Annotated in this window: 13 protein-coding genes; 5 read left to right on the forward strand and 8 right to left on the reverse strand. The window is 62.6% G+C overall.

The annotated features are described in order from the left end of the window. Positions 1–69: 69 nt before the first annotated feature. A complete protein-coding gene (gene metR, locus HU742_RS05215) occupies positions 70–987 on the reverse strand; it encodes a transcriptional regulator MetR (RefSeq protein ID WP_186640961.1) in 918 nt (305 codons plus the stop codon). Between the two features lie 109 nt (positions 988–1096). On the opposite strand from metR, the gene metE reads away from it, so the two are divergent. Further along, positions 1097–3409, forward strand: a complete 2313-nt coding sequence (metE, locus tag HU742_RS05220) for a 5-methyltetrahydropteroyltriglutamate--homocysteine S-methyltransferase (RefSeq protein ID WP_186640963.1) — start codon at positions 1097–1099, stop codon at positions 3407–3409. A 305-nt stretch (positions 3410–3714) separates the two neighbouring features. Then, on the forward strand, positions 3715–4734 hold the full coding sequence (locus HU742_RS05225) for an alpha/beta fold hydrolase (RefSeq protein WP_186643588.1): 1020 nt from the start codon (positions 3715–3717) through the stop codon (positions 4732–4734). 24 nt (positions 4735–4758) lie between these two features. Here the strand turns inward: HU742_RS05225 and HU742_RS05230 are convergent, their stop codons facing one another. Then, positions 4759–5640 (reverse strand): LysR substrate-binding domain-containing protein, encoded by an 882-nt coding sequence (locus HU742_RS05230; protein WP_186643589.1) that lies wholly within the window; start codon positions 5638–5640, stop codon positions 4759–4761. 110 nt (positions 5641–5750) lie between these two features. Here HU742_RS05230 and HU742_RS05235 point away from each other — a divergent pair, with 110 nt between their 5' ends. Then, entirely contained in the window at positions 5751–7382 is a 1632-nt protein-coding gene (locus HU742_RS05235) for a 5-guanidino-2-oxopentanoate decarboxylase (RefSeq protein ID WP_186643590.1), read from the forward strand. A 13-nt stretch (positions 7383–7395) separates the two neighbouring features. On the opposite strand, the gene HU742_RS05240 is transcribed toward HU742_RS05235, so the two are convergent. Further along, positions 7396–8325 carry an AraC family transcriptional regulator gene (locus HU742_RS05240; RefSeq protein ID WP_186640971.1) on the reverse strand — a complete coding sequence of 310 codons (930 nt, stop codon included), beginning with the start codon at positions 8323–8325 and terminating at the stop codon, positions 7396–7398. Positions 8326–8652: 327 nt separating this feature from the next. On the opposite strand from HU742_RS05240, the gene HU742_RS05245 reads away from it, so the two are divergent. Both HU742_RS05245 and HU742_RS05250 read left to right on the forward strand, forming a co-directional pair. Further along, positions 8653–9006 (forward strand): putative quinol monooxygenase, encoded by a 354-nt coding sequence (locus HU742_RS05245; protein ID WP_186643591.1) that lies wholly within the window; start codon positions 8653–8655, stop codon positions 9004–9006. A gap of 41 nt (positions 9007–9047) precedes the next feature. Continuing rightward, positions 9048–9281 (forward strand): hypothetical protein, encoded by a 234-nt coding sequence (locus tag HU742_RS05250; RefSeq protein ID WP_186643592.1) that lies wholly within the window; start codon positions 9048–9050, stop codon positions 9279–9281. Between the two features lie 147 nt (positions 9282–9428). On the opposite strand, the gene HU742_RS05255 is transcribed toward HU742_RS05250, so the two are convergent. The 5 genes from HU742_RS05255 to HU742_RS05275 form a co-directional block, all read right to left on the reverse strand. Then, positions 9429–10049, reverse strand: a complete 621-nt coding sequence (locus tag HU742_RS05255; RefSeq protein ID WP_186643593.1) for a flavin reductase family protein — start codon at positions 10047–10049, stop codon at positions 9429–9431. A gap of 163 nt (positions 10050–10212) precedes the next feature. Then, the gene (locus HU742_RS05260) at positions 10213–10467 is read right to left on the reverse strand and encodes a hypothetical protein (RefSeq protein ID WP_186643594.1); all 255 of its coding nucleotides are present in this window, start codon (positions 10465–10467) and stop codon (positions 10213–10215) included. Between the two features lie 299 nt (positions 10468–10766). Beyond that, the gene (locus tag HU742_RS05265; RefSeq protein ID WP_186643595.1) at positions 10767–12086 is read right to left on the reverse strand and encodes an MFS transporter; all 1320 of its coding nucleotides are present in this window, start codon (positions 12084–12086) and stop codon (positions 10767–10769) included. Positions 12087–12389: 303 nt separating this feature from the next. After that, a complete protein-coding gene (locus HU742_RS05270; RefSeq protein ID WP_186643596.1) occupies positions 12390–13715 on the reverse strand; it encodes a sigma-54-dependent transcriptional regulator in 1326 nt (441 codons plus the stop codon). Continuing rightward, positions 13708–15474: a sensor histidine kinase gene (locus tag HU742_RS05275; RefSeq protein ID WP_186640985.1), complete on the reverse strand. Its 1767-nt coding sequence runs from the start codon at positions 15472–15474 to the stop codon at positions 13708–13710. The genes HU742_RS05270 and HU742_RS05275 overlap by 8 nt, the downstream gene beginning before the upstream one ends. Between the last annotated feature and the right edge of the window lie 101 nt (positions 15475–15575).

Genomic DNA, 15575 nt, shown 5'->3' on the forward strand with positions numbered 1-15575 from the left:
TAGCGGCCCCATTCTTTTGCGATCGCTACGCAATCGAGCGGGAGCAAGCTCCCTCGCCACAAAAAGCAGTCAGCGCACGGCACTGACACCGTCGAGGGTAGAAAACGACGTGTCCTTGGCCGTCAGCAAAAAGTCGCGCATGTACGGCGCGTCGAGCATGTCGGTGCGCACCGCCGCGTAGAGCGTGGCGAACAAGCCTTTCTCCCCCAGCCGCTTGGCCTTCACATAGCTCCGCGAGCTGTATTCATGCAGCGCCCAGTGCGGCATGCCGCAGACACCTCGGCCGCTGGCGACCAGTTGCATCATCATCACCGTCAGCTCTGAAGTGCGGACCTGGGCCGGTTCGATGTCGGCCGGCTCGAGGAAACGGGTGAAGATATCCAACCGATCTCGCTCCACCGGGTAGGTGATCAGGGTTTCGCTGACGAGGTCTTCAGGCACGATGTAGGGCTTGCCCGCCAGCCGATGCTGGTTGGCGACGGCGAGCATCGCTTCGTAGGTGAACAGCGGCACGTAGGTGATGCCGGCCAGTTCCAGCGGGTCGGAAGTCACCACCAGGTCGAGGTCGCCCCGGGCCAGGGCCGGCAGCGGGGCGAAGGCGAAGCCCGAAGCCAGGTCCAGCTCGACTTCCGGCCAGGCATCGCGGAACTGGTCGATGGTCGGCATCAGCCACTGGAAGCAGCTGTGGCATTCGATGGCCATGTGCAGGCGCCCTGCGGTGCCGCCGGCCAAGCGGGCGATGTCCCGTTCGGCGCCGCGCAACAAGGGCAGGGTGGCGTCGGCCAGTTGCAACAGGCGCAGACCGGCGCTGGTGAACCGAACCGGCTTGGTCTTGCGCACGAACAGCTGCATGCCCAGGCGCTCCTCCAGTTCCTTGAACTGGTGGGACAGCGCGGACTGGGTCAGGTGCAGGCGTTCGGCGGCCTCCACCAGGCTGTCGGCTTCGCGCAGGGCGTGCAGGGTCTTCAGGTGACGGAGTTCAAGCACCGAGATTGCTCCATGAGTAAAACTTGGGATCAACACGAAAAGGTTGAGTTTGTCTCATGTGGTGCTGGCTGTCGACAATGGCGCCATCTTTTACAGAAGGACACACACCATGGCCCTGGCCCATACCCTCGGTTTTCCCCGCATCGGCGCCGACCGCGAACTGAAAAAAGCCCTCGAAGCCTATTGGAAGGGCGATCTGGCCCCGGTCGCGTTGCAGGCCGTGGGCCGTGAATTGCGGGCGCGTCACTGGCAGTTGCAAAAAGATGCCGGCATCGACCTGCTGCCCGTGGGCGATTTCGCCTGGTACGACCAGGTGCTCAGCCACACCTTGATGCTGGGCGCCGTCCCGCAGCGCTTTCAGGGCACGTTGACCACCGAAGGTTTGCCGACGCTCGAAACCTTGTTCGCCATGGCCCGAGGCGCCACGACGACATGCTGTGGCACCGATCACGGTCCCGCGCAACACGCCCAGGAATTGACCAAGTGGTTCGACACCAACTACCACTATCTGGTCCCCGAATTCACCGCCGGGCAAACCTTCGCACTGAGCTGGGAACAGTTGTTCGATGAGGTCGACGAAGCCCACGCGCTGGGACTTCGGGTCAAACCGGTGATCATCGGCCCGCTGACCTACCTCTGGCTGGGCAAGGCCAAGGGCTGCGACTTCGACAAGCTCGACCTGTTGGAGCGCCTGCTGCCGGTGTACGGCGAAATCCTCAATCGCCTCAAGACCCAAGGCGTGGAGTGGGTGCAGATCGATGAACCGATCCTCACCCTCGACCTGCCCCTGGCCTGGAGAACCGCCTTCGAGCGGGCCTACCACATCCTTCAATATTCGCCGCTGAAAAAACTCGTGGCCACTTATTTCAGTGGCCTGCAAGACAACCTCGGCCTGGCGGTGAGCCTGCCGGTGGACGGTTTGCACATCGACGCGGTGCGCGCCCCGGAGCAACTGGGACAGGTGCTCGATCGGCTGCCGACCTACAAGATCCTCTCGGTGGGCCTGGTCAATGGCCGCAACGTCTGGCGTTGCGAACTGGAGCAGGCACTGGCGCAGTTGCGACCGGCGCAGGAACGGTTTGGCGATAACCTTTGGGTCAGCACGTCTTGTTCATTGCTGCACAGCCCGGTGGACCTGGAGCGCGAAGACAAACTCGACCCCGAGCTCAAGAGCTGGTTGGCGTTCGCTGTGCAGAAGTGCGGTGAAGTCGCCGTGTTACGTGATGCGCTTAACGATCCGCAGGCACCCGGCGTACAGCAGGCGTTGATCCATAACCGTGAAATACAGGCCAGTCGCGCGGGCTCGGCGCGCATTCACAATGCCGAGGTCCAGGCACGTCTCGCGGCGATCGGCCCACGGGACAGCCAGCGGCGTTCGGTGTTTGCCAAGCGCATCGAACAGCAGCGCGCGCGACTCAAGCTGCCGACGTTTCCGACTACCTCCATCGGCTCCTTCCCGCAGACCCCGGCGATTCGCCTGGCGCGCCAGGCTTACAAGCAGGGCAAGCTCTCGGCCAGCGACTATCAAGACGCCATGCACACCGAGATCCGCCATGCCGTGCAAATCCAGGAACGCCTGGGCCTGGATGTGCTGGTGCACGGCGAAGCCGAGCGCAACGACATGGTGGAGTACTTCGCCGAACAACTGGACGGCTACGCCTTTACCCGTTTCGGCTGGGTGCAGAGCTATGGTTCGCGATGCGTGAAACCGGCGATTGTTTATGGCGATATCAGCCGGCCCAAGGCAATGACGGTCGACTGGATCCGTTATGCGCAAAGCCTGACGGACAAGCCCATGAAAGGCATGCTCACCGGTCCCGTGACCATGCTGATGTGGTCGTTCCCCCGCGAAGACGTGTCACGCCAGGTCCAGGCGCAGCAATTGGCCCTGGCCCTGCGCGACGAAGTGGTCGACCTGGAAAAAGCCGGGATCGGCATTATCCAGATCGACGAAGCGGCCTTTCGCGAAGGCCTGCCGCTGCGACGCGGACAATGGCAGGACTACCTCGACTGGGCGGTGGAAGCGTTCCGCCTGTGCGCCTCGGGCGTGGACGACGCAACCCAGATTCATACCCACATGTGCTACAGCGAATTCAACGACGTGATCCAGGCCATCGCCGCCATGGACGCCGATGTCATCACGATCGAAACCTCGCGTTCGGACATGGAGTTGTTGGAAGCATTCGAGGCGTTCGACTACCCGAACGATATCGGCCCGGGTGTTTATGACATCCACTCGCCACGGGTGCCGGATACGGCCGAGATGGTTTCGTTGATGAGCAAAGCGGTAAAACGGATCGCCGCCGAGCGGCTGTGGGTCAACCCAGATTGCGGCCTGAAGACCCGGGCGTGGCCGGAGACGGAAGCGGCATTGGTGAACATGGTGGCGGCGGCGCGGCAGTTGCGTAGCCAGTTGGCTTGAATCTTGTTGTTTGGACAAGCTTCCTACCTTGTGGTGAGGCAGGCTTTTGTGGCGAGGGAGCTTGCTCCCGCTGGGCTGCGCAGCAGCCCCAACATTTCATGCCTTGAGCCTATTTTGAGGTTGAAACCTTTTTGGGACCGCTTCGCGGTCCAGCGGGAGCAAGCTCCCTCGCCACAGGGTGCGCACCTGGCTTTAAATAACCACTCGGCAATCTTCATCAAACTGTCACGCAACTGTGGCAGCGCGCTTGAACAAACTTCATCAGACTCGCGCTCTACTGGGGTTCTGCGTTTTGGTGTTTGTTCATGCGTGTATTCATTTTCCTGGCCGCCTTGCTGTGCGGCCTGCCGTCGTTGGCGGCTTCTCGTTGTGATGTCAATGTCGCGACCCAACGGGTCGACCTGGACCAGGTAAGCCTGGCTTACCAGAGCATCGGGCGTGCTTCCGATCCTGCGCTGTTGCTGGTGATGGGGTTGGGTGGGCAGTTGATTCATTGGCCGGACGAAGTCGTGGTTGCCCTGTGCGAACAGGGTTTTCGGGTGATTCGCTACGACAATCGGGACGTGGGCTTGTCCGCCTGGCGCCAGGCGCCCGGTAGCGCCAACCTGACGTTCGAAGCCCTGCGCTACAAGCTCGGCTTGCCGGTGGCCGCGCCGTATTCATTGACAGACATGGCCGCCGATGGCCTGGGCTTGATGGACGCCCTGCAGGTGCAGAACTTCCATGTGCTAGGCGTCAGCATGGGCGGGATGATCGCCCAGCACATGGCCGCCATGGCGCCGCGGCGCGTCGAGAGCCTGACCCTGATCATGAGCACTTCCGGCGCTGCGGGCTTGCCGGCGCCCAGCGAGACACTGGTGCAGTTGCTGTCGCGGCGCGGCGCTGCGAATCGTGAAGCGGCGCTTGAGCAACAGGCCGACCTGCTGGCTGCGCTGGGCAGCCCGATGGTGGTGGATGATCGACAAGCGCTGCTGCATCAGGCCGCCGTCGCCTACGACCGGGCCTTCAACCCCGAAGGGGTAAAACGCCAGATCATGGCGATCATGGCCGAGCCAAGTCGGGTAGCACTGCTCAATCAACTGCAAGTGCCAACGCTGGTGGTCCACGGCACCGCCGATCCGTTGCTGCCGGTGATGCATGGCGTGCATTTGGCGGCGCACATCCGCGGCAGTCAGTTGAAGCTGATTCCAGGCCTGGCTCACCGCTTTCAAGAGGCGTTCAAGGAACCGTTGCTGGGCGCGGTGTTGCCTTATCTGCAACAGCACCGCGAGGACACTTCGCATTGGGCGCAGCTTGAGTCGGCGCAGGTGCCGAACGTGCTCTGAAGGCTTTTGTTGCGAGGGTAGCCGCTACTGGGCGTGAGCCTGCTCCACCAGCCATTCCATCAACTCCCGCAACGGGCCCGGCGGTTGAGGTTTGCGTGGGAAAACCAGGTGATATCCCAGGCCGGTCCTGACCTTCAGGTCGAACGGCATCACCAGCCGTCCGGCGCTCAGGTCATCGCCGATCAGCGACCAGTCGCCAATCGCCACGCCCGTGCCCTGGGAAGCCATGGACATCGCCAAGTCCAGTGTTTCGAAATGCTGGCCTTTGCTGACGTTGCTCAGGTGCACGTTGGCCTCCGCCAACCAAGCGTTCCAGTCGCGCTCATCGGTGGCGGGGTGCAGGAGCAGATGCTGTTGCAGGTCATCAGGCGTGCGCAGCGGCACCGGGCCTTCCAGCAAGGGGCGGGAGCAGACGGGCGTCAGTTGTTCGTCGAACAGGCGCAGGCACGCCAACGTGGCGTCAGGCGGAGGGCCGTAGACCACCGCCGCGTCGAACGTTTCGCGCTGAAAATCCACCCCATGCCGGACCGTGGTGGTCAACTCCACCGGCACGTCCGGGCGTTCCTTTTGCCATTGCTGCAGGCGCGGCAGTAACCAACGCATCACACAAGTGGGTGCCTTGAGTCGCAGGGCTTGGCGTTTTTCACCGATCTGCGCCACCGCCTCGCCGATCAGGCTGAACACCTGCTGGATCCGGGGCAGCCACGCCTGGCCCTCGGCGGTCAGGCTCAAGCCCCGCGCCTGGCGCAGGAACAGTGGATAACCCAGATGGGCTTCCAGCGCGGCGATCTGTCGGCTCACCGCGCCTTGGGTGATGTGCAACTGTTCAGCCGCGCGGGTGAAGTTGCAGCATTGGGCCGTGATCAAGAAGGTGTGCAGCGTCGGCAGCGGAGGAAGCCGTTTCATTGGATCTGAGCCATGAGGTGTGGACATGGCTAGTATGACTTTTTATCGATTGTTGCCGCCATGGCCCGACCGCTCCAATAGCGCCATCCCTGGAGAAAAAGGCATTGACGATGGCGACGTGCGGCGAAGTGTTGGTCAAGTTACTCGAAGGCTATGGCGTGGAGCAGGTGTTCGGCATTCCCGGCGTGCACACCGTCGAGTTGTACCGCGGGCTGGCCCGTTCCAGCATCCGCCACGTGACGCCACGTCACGAGCAGGGCGCTGGTTTCATGGCTGACGGTTACGCCCGGGTCAGCGGCAAGCCCGGCGTATGTTTCATCATCACTGGCCCCGGCATGACCAACATCACCACCGCCATGGGCCAGGCCTACGCCGATTCGATCCCGATGCTGGTGATCTCCAGCGTGCAGTCGCGCAGCCAGTTGGGCGGTGGGCGCGGCAAGTTGCATGAACTGCCGAATCAGAGCGCGCTGGTGGGCGGCGTGGCGGCGTTTTCCCACACGTTGATGTCAGCCGCCGAATTGCCGGGCGTACTGGCCAGGGCGTTTGCATTGTTCCAGGCCGGGCGGCCGCGCCCGGTGCACATCGAAATTCCGTTGGATGTGCTCATCGAAGAGGCCGATGATTTGCTTGCCAGCACGCCGGTAAAGATCACTCGTGCCGGCGCGGCGCCCGACGCCGCGGCGCAAATGGCCAGGCTGCTGGCATCGGCTGGACGCCCCTTGATCCTGGCCGGCGGTGGTGCCATCGACGCGGCAGCCGAATTGACCGAACTGGCCGAACGCCTCGGGGCCCCGGTGGCATTGACCATCAATGCCAAGGGCTTGCTGGCGTCCCGTCATCCGCTGTTGATCGGCTCCACCCAGAGCCTGGTTGCGACCCGTGCCTTGGTAGCTGAGGCCGACGTAGTGCTGGCGGTCGGCACCGAACTGGCCGAGACCGACTACGACGTCACCTTTGCCGGCGGCTTCGAGATCCCCGGCGCGCTGCTGCGCATCGATATCGACCCCGACCAGACCGTGCGCAACTACCCGCCGAAGTTGGCGCTGGTGGCCGACGCCCGTGAGGCTGCCCGGGCTTTACTCGATGCGTTGGCTCAGTCTGCGCTTGGCCAGCGCCACGACGATTGGGGACCGGTTCGGGTTGCACGGCTGCGGGCCGAACTCGACCGCCAGTGGGACGGCCCGACCTGTGCCCAGACGGTGTTCCTCGACACCGTTCTGCAAACATTGCCCGACGCGGTCTTCGTCGGCGATTCCACGCAACCGGTGTACACCGGCAACCTGACCTTCAACCCGGAACAGCCGCGCCGCTGGTTCAATTCCTCCACCGGCTACGGCACCCTCGGCTACGCCTTGCCAGCGGCTATCGGCGCCTGGCTCGGTGGTGTCGACCAAGGCCATGGCCGCCCGCCGGTGGTGTGCCTGATCGGCGACGGCGGGTTGCAGTTCACCCTGCCGGAACTGGCCAGCGCCGTGGAAGCGCGCACACCGATAATCGTGCTGCTGTGGAATAACCAAGGCTACCAAGAGATCAAGAAATACATGGTCAACCGCGCCATCGAACCGGTGGGCGTGGACATCTACACGCCAGACTTCATCGGCGTCGCCACGGCGTTGGGCTGCGCCGCCGAAGCCATCGACGACGTGCCGTCATTGCGATCCGCACTGCTCGCCGCCCGCGCCCGGCCAGGCCCGACATTGATCGAGGTCGATCAGGCGCGCTGGCAACCGACAGGCTGAGGCCTTTGGGGGATCAAACAGTCATTCGCAACCGCGCCAGATCCCGCAGCGGCGGCGCGCCGAACAGGCGGCTGTACTCGCGGCTGAACTGCGACGGGCTTTCATAACCGACCCGATACCCCGCCGCCGAGGCTTCCAGCCCTTCGGCCAGCATCAAGCGCCGGGCTTCTTGCAGGCGCAATTGCTTCTGGTATTGCAGCGGGCTCATGGCCGTCATGGCCTTGAATCGATGATGCAAGGTCGAGACGCTGAGGTTCACTTCCCGGGCCAGGTCATCGATGCGCAACGGCTGTTCGAAGTGGCCGTTGAGCCATTTGATTGCTTGGCTGATGCGATGGCTTTGACTGTTGGCGATAGCGATTTCGTAGAGCCGATAGCCCTGTGGACTGCGCAACAGACGATAGAGGATCTCCCGGCGGACCAAGGGCGCGAGCATGGCGATGTCCTTCGGTGCATCGAGCAGGCGCGTCAGGCGCAGCACGGCGTCGAGCATCGGCGTATCCAGGCGTTCGATATACAGGCCGCGCCCGGCGGGGCGGGTCGGTACACCCAAGGGCCCCGCGTCGGCGATCAGCGCAGTGATTTCCGCCGGGTCGATGTCCAGGCGCAGGGCCAGGACCGGCTGTCCGGCGGAAACGTCGGTGATGCAGCCACTGAGTGGCATCGAGACCGAGACCACCAGGTAATGGAGCGGGTCGTACTTGAACGATTCATCCGCCAGGCACACCTGTTTGCTGCCCTGGGCCATGATGCACAGCGCCGGCTGCGCCAGCACCGGGGCGAACCTGTGCGGTTGGCTGTGTCGCGACAGATGCAGCGAACCGATGGCCGTGGCATAGCTGCCGTCCTCGCTGGTGTTGCGCTCGATGATCGAGGCCAGTTCGGCGCGCTGGTGCTCCAGGTACGAGTCCAGCGGGACGTGGGCGTGATCGAGTGGCGACATGCCGGGATCCTCAGGCGATAGAGAACGATGAACAAAGCTTATGTTTGTGCAAGGCGCAGCGGTAGTCACATCCTGTTGAAAGCTTGCCTGATCCTGCACGACGGGTCGAAACCGGACCGGGCAACCCGGTGGAAACTTGCTTGAAACCTTTTGTTTCATCTGTCGTGTTTTTCAGCGCATCCGGGCTGGATGCGATGTGTTCGGTGGGCAGGATCGTGCAATAGCTCGGCAGGAATCGACTAACGAAGCTGGCGCATGGGCGCTTAACCTTTGATCCTGTCGCGGCCTGTCCCCGGCTGCACAACGGATTACCTGGGAGGGTTGAACATGACTACACAGAACTCCGTCAGCCACATGGCTTTTGTCCGGGCACGCGCCGGTTGCAGCCAGCCGCTTGGCGCGCGCCTGAGCACGTTGATCACGCCATCGCGCCAGGCGCCCGGTTGCCTGCACTTTGCCTTGCAGCAATCGCAATGTGACGCCGACTTGTGGCTGGTGTCCGGGTTGTGGGTCAACCAGCAGGCGATGGACGCCTATTTCAATTCCCCGGCGATGGCGATCTTCGCCGAGCTGGTGCAAGACCTGGTGGTGAGCAGCCTGGATTTTCATACTTTCCGCGAAGTCTCCGCCGCCCAGGCGACCGAACGGTGCATGGCGAAGGTACACAAACTGGCCGGTTGAAGGTTTAATGACGGACATTTTCAATCGCCAGGATGCGCGTTATGGCACGTAAAGCTTTTGACACTTTTGAAGCTGTTTCCGCTGTCGTTCCCAAGGAGGGTGGCGGCTATTATGCAGCCATCGCCACCAAGGCCATCGGCAGCGCCGATAAGCCGCGTTTCAACAAAGTGCTCGAAGAGCAGACGTTCGAGACTGCTACCAAGGCCGATGAAGCGGCCGCGGTGCAGCTGACTCACCTGCAGGGTGTCGACGGCGAGGGCGGGTTGGTCTGGTAAGTGGGCTTTTGATCGTTCCCACGCTCTGCGTGGGGATGCCGCCAGGGACGCTCCGCGTTCCGCTTCTGGAAGGTGACGCAGAGCGTCACGGGATGCATTCCCACGCGGAGCGTGGGAACGATCCTCGCCATAGGGACCGCGCTGGTCTTACTTCGGGCGATGCATCTTGAACAACGCTTCCGGCCCCAACTGGAAATAATCCGCCGGTCCGCCGCCGCGCAAGATCGGCTCGGCGGCGGCGGTGTCATAGACCCCATCCTTCAACAGCCATTTGGCGATATGCACGGCGACCACTTCGCCTAGGATCAGCCAGCTCGGCACCAGTGCCTGGTCAGCGCGCCGCAGTTGAATGATCTGGGTGACCTTGCATTCAAAAGACACCGGGCTCTCGGCCACGCGTGGCACCCGGATCACCCGCGACGCCGCCGGCGTCAGGCCCGCCAGCTCAAATTCATTGACCTCTGGCGCGACCATCGCGCAGCTCTGGTTCATCTGCTCGGCCAGCGGGCGCGTGGCCAGGTTCCAAGCGAACTCGCCGGTCTGCTCGATGTTGTTCAGGCTGTCCTTGCGCCCGACACTGGAGAAACCAATGATCGGCGGAACGTAGTTGAACGCGTTGAAGAAACTGTAGGGTGCGAGATTCAGGCGGCCCTCGCCGTCCTGTGAAGAAATCCAGCCAATCGGCCGCGGGCCGACGATGGCGTTGAACGGATCGTGGGGAAGGCCGTGGCCGTTGGCGGGTTCGTAGTAGTGGATGTCATCGGGCATGGCAGAGGGAGGTCCTGCGGTGGAGTTTCAAGGGATTGAAGATAGTGCAGGGCCCCGCTGTTTTTGTCAGCACCCCAAAAAGTCGTGAGAGATTGCCTGTTTCCTATACCCCATAAAGAACTAAGCCCGGCCGAAGCCGGGCTGTGAGGGTTTGGATATTGGATTAGCTGATGGCGGCAGTGTTGGTGCGGTCAAAGCCATCTTCAGCGACGGTGGCGCCGTTGGTGCGATCAAACCCATCTTCAGCGACGGTGGCGCCATTGGTGCGGTCGAATCCATCGGCAGCAACGGTGGCTGCGCCGGTGCGGTCATAACCATCAGCGGCGATGGCCGAGCTGGTGCGGTCGAAACCGTCGGCGGCAAACGTGTTGGCGGCCAGTACGGACAGGGTCAGGGCGATGATCAGTTTGGTTTTCATGGTCGTGCTCCAGAATGTTTGGCGTTAGGCGCCTTGGGTGTGGAGTTCATATTACGCTCGTTAAATCGATTAAAAAGCGCAAAAAAACGCTTAAAACAATCGATTAAATCGATCTAAATGAGATTGTCGCAGAACGGTCAATGAGGCCCATTACCGGCGTATCGAGCGGCGTTCTGTGGAGGGTGAGGATGGGGGGAAGGCATTAACAAGGGATTAATGTCAGATAAATCTCTCGTCATGAAACGACAAAAGGGGTGAACCCGTTCAGGTTCGCCCCTTTTGTTTGTGCGAGTGAATGGTCAGTCAGTCACGATCCGCGAGTGCTTGCGGGTGTCTTTCATGGTGATGTAGACCAACAGCGATACCGCGATGCACGCCGTCACATACCAGTAGTAACCGGTTTCCATGCCGATGCTCTTGAACCACAGGGCGATGTATTCAGCGGTGCCGCCGAAGATCGACACGGTCAATGCGTAGGGCAGGCCGACACCCAGCGCGCGGATTTCGGTGGGGAACAACTCGGCTTTCACCACGGCGTTGATCGAGGTGTAGCCGCTGACGATGATCAGCGCGGCCATGATCAGGAAGAACGCGCCCCACCAGGTCTGAATGGTGTGCAGAGTGGTGAGGATCGGCACAGTGAACAAGGTGCCCAGGACGCCGAAGGCGATCAGGATCGGCCGGCGCCCGACCTTGTCCGACAGCCCGCCGATCAAAGGTTGCAGGCACATGAACAGGAACAGCGTGGCGGCGGAAATGGTGGTGGAGTCGGAAATGCTCATGCCGACCGTGTTCACCAGGTATTTCTGCATGTAGGTGGTGTAGGTGTAGAACGCCAGCGTGCCGCCCATGGTCAGGCCGACCACGGTCATCAATTCCTTGGGATGGCGCATCAAGGTGCGCATGGCGCTTTCCTTGGCTTTTTCTTTCTTGGTGAATGACTCGGTTTCTTCCATGCCGCGACGCAGGTACAGCGCAACGACCGCGCACAGCGCGCCGATGGCGAACGGGATGCGCCAGCCCCAGGCATATAGTTCTTCGGTGGTGAGGGTCTGTTGCAGCACGATCAATACGCCCAGGGCGATGAGCTGGCCGGAGATCAGGGTCACGTACTGGAAGCTGGAGAAAAATCCGCGACGTTCCTTGGTCGCCATCTCGCTCAGGTAGGTCGCCGAGGTGCCGTATTCGCCACCGACCGACAGGCCTTGGAGCAAGCGGGCGAACACCAGCAGGATCGGCGCGCCGACGCCGATGGTTTCGTAGCCGGGGCTCAAGGCGATGATCAGCGAGCCGAAGCACATCAGGTAGACCGAGGCCATCAATGCGCGTTTGCGACCGGCGCGGTCAGCGTACAGGCCCATCAGCCAGCCGCCGATCGGGCGCATCAAGAAGCCCACGGCGAAGATTGCGGCGGTGTTGAGCAATTGGGCGGTGGTGTCGCCCTTGGGGAAGAAGGCTTTGGCGAAGTACAACGAGAAAGCGGCGTAGACGTACCAGTCGTACCACTCGACCATGTTGCCGACCGAGCCGCTGAAGATCGATTTGATCCGGCTGGCGGTGGTTCTTGCACGGGCGGGCGCGGCAGCCGACCCGATGGGCAGGGCGTTGGAGTTATCCATTGAAGGATCCTTCGTTTAATTGTTTTTGTGGAGCGCGTTGGAACGCAGCCTGCCAGGGCTATAGCAGGAGCTGTGCCAGGTGGGAGAAGGCCGGTCTAGAGAGGTTTGTAATGTTTGATGAGCGGAAATCCGCTCATTGCGGATGGAGGCGTGGGCGGGAATCCGCTTAACGATCGTTCCCACGCTCTGCGTGGGAATGCCTCTACGGACGCTCCGCGTTCGGCTTTTGGGACGCGGAGCGTCCCGGGCTGCATTCCCACGCGGAGCGCGGGAACGATCAATCACGCGATCAAACCGGCGGCCTTACAAAAACGTTTCTCGACTCAAACCATGCCGCTGCATCTTTTCATTGAAGGTGCGGCGCGGCAGTTGCAGCTCTTCGAGCACCGCTTTCACGTCGCCTTTGTGCCGTGTCAGGGCAGCGCGCAGGCACTGAGCTTCGAAGGCTTCCTGCTGGGCGGCGAGGGACTGGCCCGGTTCCGTGTCCAGGACGGGCAGTTGATCCAGCCCCAGCACCTGGCGTTCGGCGACGTTGGCCAGTTCGCGCACGTTGCCCGGCCAATCGTGGCTGAACAAATGGCTCAACTGCGGACCGCTCAACGGCAGGGCAGGGCGGCCCAGGCGTTCGGCAGCGCTGTGGGCGAAATGTTCGAACAGCAGCGGAATGTCCTCGCGCCGCTCACGCAGGGGCGGCAGGCGCAGTTCGGCGATGTTCAGGCGATAGGCCAGGTCTTCGCGAAAGCGCCCGGCCCGGGCTTCGTCCAGCAAGTCTGGCTTGGTGGCGGCGATGATGCGCAGGTCCACGTGGATGCTCTGGTTGGAGCCCAGTCGCTCGAGTTTTTTCTCCTGAAGCACGCGCAGCAGTTTGGCCTGCTGGGCCAACGGCATGCTTTCGATCTCATCGAGAAACAGCGTGCCGCCGTCGGCGTATTCAAGCTTGCCGATGCGCTTGCCCTGGGCACCGGTAAAGGCGCCGCTTTCATGGCCGAACAGTTCGGCCTCGAACAACTGTTCGGGAATGGCCGCGCAGTTCAGCGCGACGAAGGGCTTGCTCGCCCTCGGGCCGAAGTCGTGCAGGCAACGGGCGACCAGTTCCTTGCCGCTGCCGGTTTCACCGCGGATCAACACATTGACCGGAAGGCTCGCCAGGTCCAGCACTTGGCGCCGCAGGTTTTGCAGCGCCCGGGAGACGCCAAGCAGCGTGGTGTCCAGCTTGACCCTGGCATCGGCCTGCTCGTGCAGTCGACGGTTCTCCAGCACCAGGAAACGCTTGTCCAGGGCCCGGCGCAAACTGCCAAGCAGGGCTTCCGGGCTGAAAGGTTTTTCGAGGAAGTCATAGGCGCCGTCGCGCATGGCTTCCACCGCCATCGGCACGTCACCATGGCCGGTCAACAGGATGACCGGCAGGTCCGGGTCGCGTCGGCGTACTTCGGCCAACAGCTCCAGGCCGCCAAGTCCGGGCATGCGCACGTCGCTGAGGATCACCCCCGGGAAATTGTCCGGCAACTGCGCCAGGCAATCCTCGGCGCGACTGAACAATTGCACGTTGAACCCCGACAGGCTCAGCCATTGCTCGACGGCCGTGCGGATGCTGCTTTCGTCGTCGACGACGATGACCGAATCAAGCATGCAACTGCGCCTCCTGATCGATGGGCAAGGACACGCAGAATACCGCGCCGTTTTCATGGTTGTCCGCCGTCAGCCGCCCGCCGGATTCGTGAATGATTGCAAACGAAACCGCCAGCCCCAGGCCAAGGCCATCGCCCACGGCCTTGGTGGTGAAGAACGGGTCGAATACCTGGGCCAAGTGTTCCTCGGCGATCCCGCTGCCGCTGTCTTTCACGGTCAGGCTCCACAATTGGTCATCGGCTTGCAGGCGCACTTCCAGGCGCTTGAGCGGTTGGTCCGCCATCGCATCGAGGGCGTTGCGCAGCAGGTTGATCAGCACCTGTTCGAGGCGGATCGCATCGCCGCGCACCCACGCCGGGCGAGTCAGGTGCAACACGGTGCTGACTTGCTCGTCGCGCAAGCGTGTCTCCAGCAGCTGCAGGGCCTGGTCCACCACCGCCGCCAGGTCCAGGCGTTCGCGCAGGCCGCTGGGACTTTTGCGGGCGAAGGTTTTCAAATGGCCGGTGAGGGCGGCCATGCGGGTCAGCATGTCGTCCACCGGCTTGAGGGCCTTGTAGGCATCGTCGACGCGGCCGTGATCCAGCAGCAGGCGCAGGGTCGCCAGCTGCATGCGTTGGGCGGTCAGCGGCTGGTTGATTTCGTGGGCGAGCGCCGCCGACATCTGCCCCAGCGCCGCGAGTTTGGCCGATTGCACCAGGCCGTCCTGGGCGGTGCGCAACTCTCGGGTGCGTTCATCCACCAGCCGTTCGAGTTCCTGGCGGCTGCGTTGGCGCAGTTTCGCCAGGCGCCAGCGCTGGTTGAGGAACAGCAGCAAAAACACCAGCGCCAGCCACAAGCCGGCGGCGGCGAGCCCGGCGTTGCGCAGGTCTTCAAAGGCGACCTGCGGGCGGCGCAGCAAGTGCAGCGTCCAGCCTTCGCCGGCCAACGGCAGCGACTCCCATAAATAGTCCGCCATGCCTTCGGGCGCCTCGACCCGCGCCAAGTGACTGTTGTCGTCAAAGCGCCGCAACGGATCGAAGGCCAGGGGCTGCAGTGGCTGCTTGTCGTATTGGCGGGTGGCCTTGAGTTCGGCGCGGTCGCTGTCGGTCAACGGTTGCAGGTGGCGATAGCGCCAGCCTGGACGATTGGCGATGAAGATAATCCCCCGCGAATCGCTGACCAACAGCGTGTCGCTGCCCTGGCGCCACTCGCGTTCGAGCTCCGGAAACTCCAGCTTCACCACCATCGCGCCGAGGAACTCGCCGCTGTCGCCAGTCACCGCACTGGACAAAAAATAGCCTGGTATGCCGCTGGTCACGCCCACCGCATAAAACCGCCCGGTGCCCTGGGTGCGGGTCTGGAGGAAGTAGGGACGAAAACCATAGTTGTGCCCGACATAGCTGCTGGGCAATTTCCAGTTGCTGGCGGCAACGGCGAGGCCGGTGTGGTCGAGTAGTTCGAGGGTGGACGACTGCGCGGCACCATTGATTTTTTCCAGCTTGCGGTTCAATGCATCCTGCTGCGCCGCGCTGACCGGGCCTTTGAGGGCATCACGCAACTGCGGGTCCAGTGCGAGCACGACGGGCAGGGCGCGGTAGCGTTCGATCAGGGTGTGCAGGGAATTGGCGTACAACGCCAGTTGCTGGCTCGCGCGGCTGGCGTCTTCCTCCAGGGCGACGCGTTCAGCGTGGCGCACGGCCAGGGTAGCGGCGAGGGCGGCGCCGGCGAGGATCAGGGCGATGGCCAGAAGCAGGCGCAAGGTGCGGGGAGTCGGCAGCATGCAGACGCAAACCGGTAGAAGTCGGGGGGCGAACCATAGCATGTTGCCAATGGCCAACCAAAAAGAGCAAGCCAGGACGATGCCAATCAATCGATGGGCAT

Source organism: Pseudomonas marvdashtae, assembly GCF_014268655.2.
In the GTDB taxonomy this organism is placed as follows: Bacteria; Pseudomonadota; Gammaproteobacteria; order Pseudomonadales; family Pseudomonadaceae; genus Aquipseudomonas; species Aquipseudomonas marvdashtae.